At 56.3% G+C, this 6,739-nt stretch carries 5 protein-coding genes; all 5 read left to right on the forward strand.

Translation table 11 applies throughout. From position 1 onward, the window contains the following. Positions 1–1,046: 1,046 nt before the first annotated feature. Positions 1,047–1,514 carry a MurR/RpiR family transcriptional regulator gene (locus ASF43_RS32300; protein WP_162241821.1) on the forward strand — a complete coding sequence of 156 codons (468 nt, stop codon included), beginning with the start codon at positions 1,047–1,049 and terminating at the stop codon, positions 1,512–1,514. Positions 1,515–2,043: 529 nt separating this feature from the next. After that, positions 2,044–2,457, forward strand: a complete 414-nt coding sequence (locus ASF43_RS29915; RefSeq protein WP_082497927.1) for a hypothetical protein — start codon at positions 2,044–2,046, stop codon at positions 2,455–2,457. Between the two features lie 159 nt (positions 2,458–2,616). Next, complete coding sequence (locus tag ASF43_RS17020; protein ID WP_056183598.1) at positions 2,617–4,179, forward strand: recombinase family protein; 1,563 nt, start codon at positions 2,617–2,619, stop codon at positions 4,177–4,179. Further along, positions 4,176–5,078: a plasmid partitioning protein RepB C-terminal domain-containing protein gene (locus ASF43_RS17025; RefSeq protein ID WP_056183600.1), complete on the forward strand. Its 903-nt coding sequence runs from the start codon at positions 4,176–4,178 to the stop codon at positions 5,076–5,078. The genes ASF43_RS17020 and ASF43_RS17025 overlap by 4 nt, the downstream gene beginning before the upstream one ends. Beyond that, positions 5,075–5,956 (forward strand): plasmid partitioning protein RepB C-terminal domain-containing protein, encoded by an 882-nt coding sequence (locus ASF43_RS17030; protein WP_056183602.1) that lies wholly within the window; start codon positions 5,075–5,077, stop codon positions 5,954–5,956. The genes ASF43_RS17025 and ASF43_RS17030 overlap by 4 nt, the downstream gene beginning before the upstream one ends. Positions 5,957–6,739 lie beyond the last annotated feature (783 nt).

Below are 6,739 nucleotides of genomic sequence, written 5' to 3' on the forward strand. Positions count from 1 at the left end.
CTTCTTGATGCTGAACAGGCTTTCGGTGAAGGTGTCGGATCCGCGCATGCCGCATTGTCCTGCGCGCTACCGCTTGCGGATCAGGACACGCGGCAGGGACCTCGGTATTTGAGCAGCCTGCTAGAACTGAGAAGGTGACCCGGAGGCTCAGACCGACACAGAAGTCCAATATCGAGCGTTGCCACCAAGACCTTTGATACTGCCAGCTTCGCGGCGGACAGGCGGACACGGTGTCTTTGTACATGGATCGCAAGACGCGCTGGCTGGCGCCGTACTACCGTCTAGTGGTAGACGGTCCGAAGATGGACTGGCCGCGCAGTCCTTGGGGGATGGACAGGAGGCCGCCGAGTTGGCTACGATGGCCGGACATCTACTTTTTGACGGCTATTCCCACCGTGCTTCCCTACATTACTGCATACCCGCAGACGGGTCCGTTGATGCGTCTGCGTTTTGCGAAGGCCCCACTAAAAGGTGGCTGCATTTTCAGAGGGCGTAGCAAGTAGTCAACGGCAAAGACTCGATCGAATGGCGGTAGCTCTAAACTTTCTTCTCAGTGGCTGAGCACTTTGCTTGAAGAGGATTCCACCCTGCTGCGGGTATTTGCAAGGCTGGCGTTGCTGCGAGCCGCTCGGCGTCGGGGTGTGCCGCGCGACGTGGCAGAAGCAGTGATTTTGCGCGATACCAGATGCATCTACTGCAGACGAGACTTCGCGATCTTCGGTAATCGTATGGTTCAGCCTTCGTGGGAGTGCATTGATGATGCTAGTCCAATGTCAACGGTAGACAATGTGGGACTTGCCTGCACAGGCTGCAACCTGAGCAAGCGCGGTACGCCACTCGCAGAGTGGATGAAGTCAGCAAAGTCATCCCAACGCGGCGTGTATGTTCGCGTGCTATCCCCTGTTGCATTAAACGCGCTTCGAGCTTGGACCTCTTTTGACAAAAAGGAGTAGTTCCACATACTTCAATTTCATTCAAAATCGAGAATGTTCCCGTAACAAATAAAGCACCTGCCTGCACAGGCTAAGTGTTGGGGCGACAAGAAAGTGTCAGTTCTATCATCGATCAGATCGCAACTTTGTAGACTTCCTCTCGTTTTGCGAAGCGTTGCGCAGTTTGTGCTGACCCATCCCTTGGCAGCGGCCACAAGCACAATGCACCGTGTTGCCGCTAAGTCCCATAGCTCACCCGCGACGCTGACGCGCTTTGCCCAGCACTTTTCCTATCCGAGTTGGTCAAAATTTAAAGCCGCGTTGGTTCTCGAATTGGCTATTTCTGGCAGTACCAACCAACAACAGCGGGCTCCGATACAGCATTCGTCGGCCTGCTTGTACCATAACGCACTCTTGCGGTTGGGGCTAGCTGATTCACCCGAACTCCGTGTCCTGTTTTGGGATCAGCGCGGACAGCTGGACTGGCACGGCGACAGCTACATCACACCGAGCGCCGAAGCTCAACCATGCCCGGTTTGCGGCGTAACAAGGACGGCCGCCATGGCGCCCGCGTCCTCCTAGACAAGACAAAGACACTATCTGAAGCCAATGCACCAGGCTGTATCTTCCACCAACGCGCATCAAGCTTTGCTCTTTCGACTGCGCGAGCCATTGGACCGGTGCTTGAACCTTCCCGAAGGACGATTTATTTTGGCACTTAGGCTACTTCCTCACGAGAGGCTATGCGCAGGGTGTTTTCTAGTGTCGGCACATCGGCTGCTGGGAATTGTGTGATAACAAGCTGAAGCCGTGTGACGCACCACTGAGTTTTTCAAGTCTATGCAATGCAGGAATAGGCTAAAAAGGAAAAACCTTCTTTGCAGCTGCGTTAGCAGCTCTGCTTCATTCTCTACGGAAATCCGCCCCCTACGGCTTACCCAACGGACGCACTACCCACGCGCGCAACGTACCCGCACCGCGCATGCCGACGAGCCTGTTGTAAGCGACCAGGCTGAGTGGCTCAGCAGTAGCGGAAGGCTGATGTCTACGCTGTTCCGCTGCCGAGGAGCTTGGCGCCAAATCGTCAGGTACACAGTAAACGGAGGTCGCCATGGACAAACACTGGTGCACCGCCTGCGGTCAGGCTTTCGTGCCTCGGCCTCAGTCACCCAGGCAGCTGTATTGCTCCAAGGAGGAATGTCAGCAATCGCGAAAGCGGCTGTGGCAAATAACCAAACGCAAGACAGACCCCGACTACCACCAAAACCAAGCACGGGCGCAGGCGAGCTGGCGCCGTGCCAATGGTGACTATTGGCGGCAATATCGAGACACTCACCCGGACTATGCCGCACAAAATCGTGCGCGGCAGCGCTTGCGCAACGCGAAGAGAGGCCGTCCGATTGCAAACAGTGACACGTCAACTGGTGAGATGCCCGTGTCCGGCATCTTCAAGCTCACCGCGATTGCTCCCGACAGCTGGGCAGGTCGTCGCGAGTGGATCGTCCAACTTGACCTAGTGCTCTAGTACCACTGCGCTCCGCACCTGATTGCAAAGAGACGACTTCATCGCCAGCTCAACGCAGCCCTGCTACTGTGACGCCGCGGCGGCCTTCTCGCCACGATGCATTGAGTTAGACACAGGTTCTAGATGGCGGACTGACAGAACCACGTTCGGGAGTGCAGCATGGATACCAGTGAAGTCACGGTGGCGCAAGCCAGTATGCCAAGGGTGCGGGCAGCGGAATATGTGCGAATGTCCACCGAGCATCAGCAGTATTCAACTCACAACCAAGCAGAGCGCATCCGAGAGTACGCGCAGCAGCGCGGATTCGAAGTCGTGCGGACCTATGCCGATGAGGGCAAGAGCGGCCTGCGGATTGCAGGGCGCTTGGCGCTGCAACAACTGATCAGGGACGTGGAGTCGGGCAACGCGGGTTTCACCGCAGTTTTGGTCTATGACGTGAGTCGATGGGGAAGGTTCCAGGATGCGGACGAAAGCGCCTACTATGAGTACATTTGCAAACGCGCCGGAATTCGGGTGGTCTATTGTGCAGAACAGTTTGAGAACGACGGGTCACCGGTTTCTACCATCGTCAAAAGCGTCAAGCGAACGATGGCTGGGGAGTACAGCCGCGAACTCTCGGCGAAGGTGTTTGCAGGCCAGTGTCGACTCGTCGAATTAGGATTTCGACAAGGTGGACCTGCCGGATTCGGCTTGCGCCGGAACCTGATCGACCAAGCTGGAGCGTTCAAAACAGAACTGGCCCGCGGCGAGCACAAGAGCCTTCAAACCGACCGCGTTGTTCTTGTCCCAGGACCGGACGACGAAGTTCAGATCGTCCGGACCATCTACCGTTGGTTCGTCCATGACGGGTTGGCAGAGTCCGAGATTGCAGGCAAATTGAACAGGGCCGCTATCCACACCGACTTGGGCCGCGAGTGGACCAGGGCGACAGTGCACGAGGTCCTCATCAACGAAAAATACATCGGCAGCAACGTATATAACCGGGTGTCCTTTAAGCTACGCAAGCTTAGGGTGGTAAACCCATCCGAAATGTGGATTCGCAAGGAGGACGCATTTCAGGCCATCGTTCCGCGCGAGGACTTCTACACGGCCCAAGGAATAATCCGTGCACGTTCACGCCGGTACTCCGACGAAGAACTGCTCGAGCGCCTGCGCAGTCTACACAACAGCCGCCGCGCACTGTCTGGTGTCATCATCAACTCCGCTGACGGAATGCCCTCCACATCCGTGTACGCACAGCGGTTCGGCAGCTTGGTCAGGGCATACCAACTGGTTGGTTTCGTCCCCTCGCGCGACTTTGGCTATGTCGAGATCAATAGGCATTTGCGGCGCATGCATCCGAGCATCGTTTTGCAAACGGAGAAGCAGATGGAGGCTGTAGGCGGCAGTGTGCGGCGTGATGTGCAGACTGACCTGCTTTACGTCAACGAAGAGTTGAGCGTGTCGATCATCCTTGCGCGCTGCAGGCGGCGGGAATCAGGGCGTCTGTTCTGGAAGATGCGATTTGACACCGGGTTGAGGCCGGACCTCACGGTCGCGGTTCGATTGGACGAAAGCAATAAATCAGCGATCGACTACTACCTGCTCCCGCGCCTAGATTTCGGCTGTCCAGGCATCAGCTTGTGCGAAAGCAATGCGGTCGAGCTTGAAACTTACCGTTTCGACGACCTGGACTACCTCTATGGCATGGCGGCGCGATCGCGCCTGCGGAGGGCTGCATGACCGGCCGGCTGCTAATGCCTGAGATGCGCATGATTCCGATGGACCGCATCGAGGTCCTCAATCCGCGCGAGCGAAACCAGCGAAAGTTCAATGTCGTCGTTGAGAACATTGGCGCACTCGGGTTAAAGAAGCCCATTACGGTTACGCCAAGGCCCGGACAAGACGGAGCGGAGAGGTATGTATTAGTTTGCGGAGAAGGTCGCTACAAAGCTTACCAGCAGTTGGGAGAGCAACGTATTCCAGCGCTCGTGGTCACTGTATCCGACGAGGATGCTTTTGTCATGAGCTTAGCGGAAAACGTCGCGCGGCGACGCCATCAGCCGTTGGAGCTTCTGCGTGGCCTCTCACTGCTACGTGAAAAAGGTCACTCGATCAAGGACATCTCCCGCAAGACCAATGTGCACGAGAACTACGTGCGTCGAATTTTGGAACTGGTGGACAAAGGCGAGGAGCGGCTGCTGGTTGAAGTCGAACGCGGCAAGATGCCGATCACTGTTGCCATCTTGATTGTGCACGCGGGCGACGACGACAAGGCGGTGCAAGTGGCAATGCAGGAAGCCTACGAGTCGGGCGAGCTGCGAGGGCGTCAACTGCTCTACGCCAAGAAACTGGTGGAGCGGCGACATTTTCTCGGTCGATCGATGGCACGGTCGACACCGCGGAGATCTACAGACGTCACCTCAACCAGTTTGGTGCGCGCATACAAGACCGAAGTTGAGCGCCAACGTGTGATGGTCAGGAAGTCCTCGCTTGTGCAGCAGAAGTTGTTCTTCGTGTATGGGGCATTGCGAAAGATGCTGGCCGACGATGCTCTTGTGAATATCCTGCGACTGGAAGGACTTGATACGCTTCCCAAGTACCTAGCAGAACGCGTCTCCAGCAACGGAGGTGGGCTGTGACCTCGGTGGCACTGGCGTTCTTGCCCAAACCTTTGATGCTGGAGCCTGACAACCTTCTGCCGTCAGTAAAGCTGGATATGCGCTTGACGAGCACCCACAAGTTCAAACAGATCCGGGGCTCCATCGCTGAAATTGGGTTGATCGAGCCACTGATGGTCACTGCGGTCGATCGGCGAACGTCGAAACATCTCATCCTTGATGGCCATCTGCGTTTCATGGCTATCAAAGACTTGGAGCTGCCTGAGATCCCATGTCTTGTGTCAACAGACGACGAGTCGTTTACTTACAACAATCAGCTTAACCGTCTTTCGACGATCCAAGAACACGTCATGATTCGCCGCGCGATCGACCGGGGTATCTCGGCGGAGCGGCTCGCGAGGGGACTGTGCTTCGATGTGAGCCTGCTTCAAAAGAAGAGTCATCTTCTCGACGGAATTTGCGAGGAAGTGATCAGTATTCTCAAGGACCACCACTTCTCAACGGAGTTGACCCCAGTTCTGCGGCGCATGAAGCCCACTCGCCAAGTGGAATGTGCTGAACTCATGGTAGCCGCTAATACATTGACCACCAGTTACGCCCGCGCCCTGCTGGCTGCCACGCCAGAGGAAATGCTAGTGGCGGGAAAGAAAGAGTTGCGCGCCGTGCCGTTATCGCAGGAGCAATTGGCGCGCATGGAAAACGAGATGTCTAACTTGCTCAGCCAATATAAGCTGGCGGAGCAGTCCCATAGCGAGGACATGCTGAATTTGATGATCGCGCGCAGCTACATCGTCAAGCTGATCGACAATGCCCGCGTCCTTCGGCACATGCAGACCAATTATCCCGAGGTCTTGCAAGAGTTTGGGAAGATTGTCGAAATGACAACGGTGGAGGGCTGAGCTCGAGTCCAAAACGCTGAGAACGAGTCGCGCAGATGCAAAAGAGAGCAGGAGCAGTGCCATCGCATCCTCGTGCTCACTTGGGCTACCTGCAGAGTGGACGAGTGGCCTAGACCAATCTGTAGTCCACAAAACCGCCATTGTTCGCGGGGCCGAACGACGTATTGGAATGCACTGCGTTCATCCAAGTCATCGTTACTCGCGCACCTCAGATGCTTGCGGTTCAATGACCGATGTTGGCTAGGGCAAATGGGCGCTGCGCGGCTGCGCGCCGCGTGCTGTCAGTCGCTCGACGAACCCTAGGCGCCGCAGTGTAGCGAACATGCCGTCCGGTAGGACACCAAAACAATCGTGCCTGTGCGAGCCACGGAATTGAACGATATTGGTTCCTCGACTCGATGGCAGCGCATTAGGAAACCGTGTAAGTTACCGTTTTGTGTCCCTGAAAGTTCGCGATGTATGCCTTGGAGGACAGTTGGCTACTCGCGCAACCGTGATGCAGCACGAGACCCACCGCCCGGTGCAAATTGAGATCACGCTAGCTACATGGGAGGCTGTCGCTGCTTCGATCCAACAGTCGTCTGTCCGCGCGGAAGACTTTCTGTTCCCCAGCCGCATCCACGAATCTCCGCATCTCGGGGCTCAGCACTATGCTCGGATAGTTGAAAATTAGCTGGAGGACCTAGGCGGCCTCAAGTTTGAAGTGCGACACGGCGCAACCTGTAAGGTGCCGCCCAAATGGGAACTCACTACTCGCACGTCACAGCAGCTGATCGGATGTCG

It is taken from the genome of Pseudorhodoferax sp. Leaf267 (assembly GCF_001422405.1).
Lineage (GTDB): Bacteria > Pseudomonadota > Gammaproteobacteria > Burkholderiales > Burkholderiaceae_C > Pseudorhodoferax.

Bases quoted from the DNA above. Each gene is read 5' to 3' on its own strand.
- ASF43_RS29915 (WP_082497927.1), top strand. From the start codon at position 2,044: ATGGACAAACACTGGTGCACCGCCTGCGGTCAGGCTTTCGTGCCTCGG.
- ASF43_RS17020 (WP_056183598.1), top strand. From the start codon at position 2,617: ATGGATACCAGTGAAGTCACGGTGGCGCAAGCCAGTATGCCAAGGGTG.
- ASF43_RS17025 (WP_056183600.1), top strand. From the start codon at position 4,176: ATGACCGGCCGGCTGCTAATGCCTGAGATGCGCATGATTCCGATGGAC.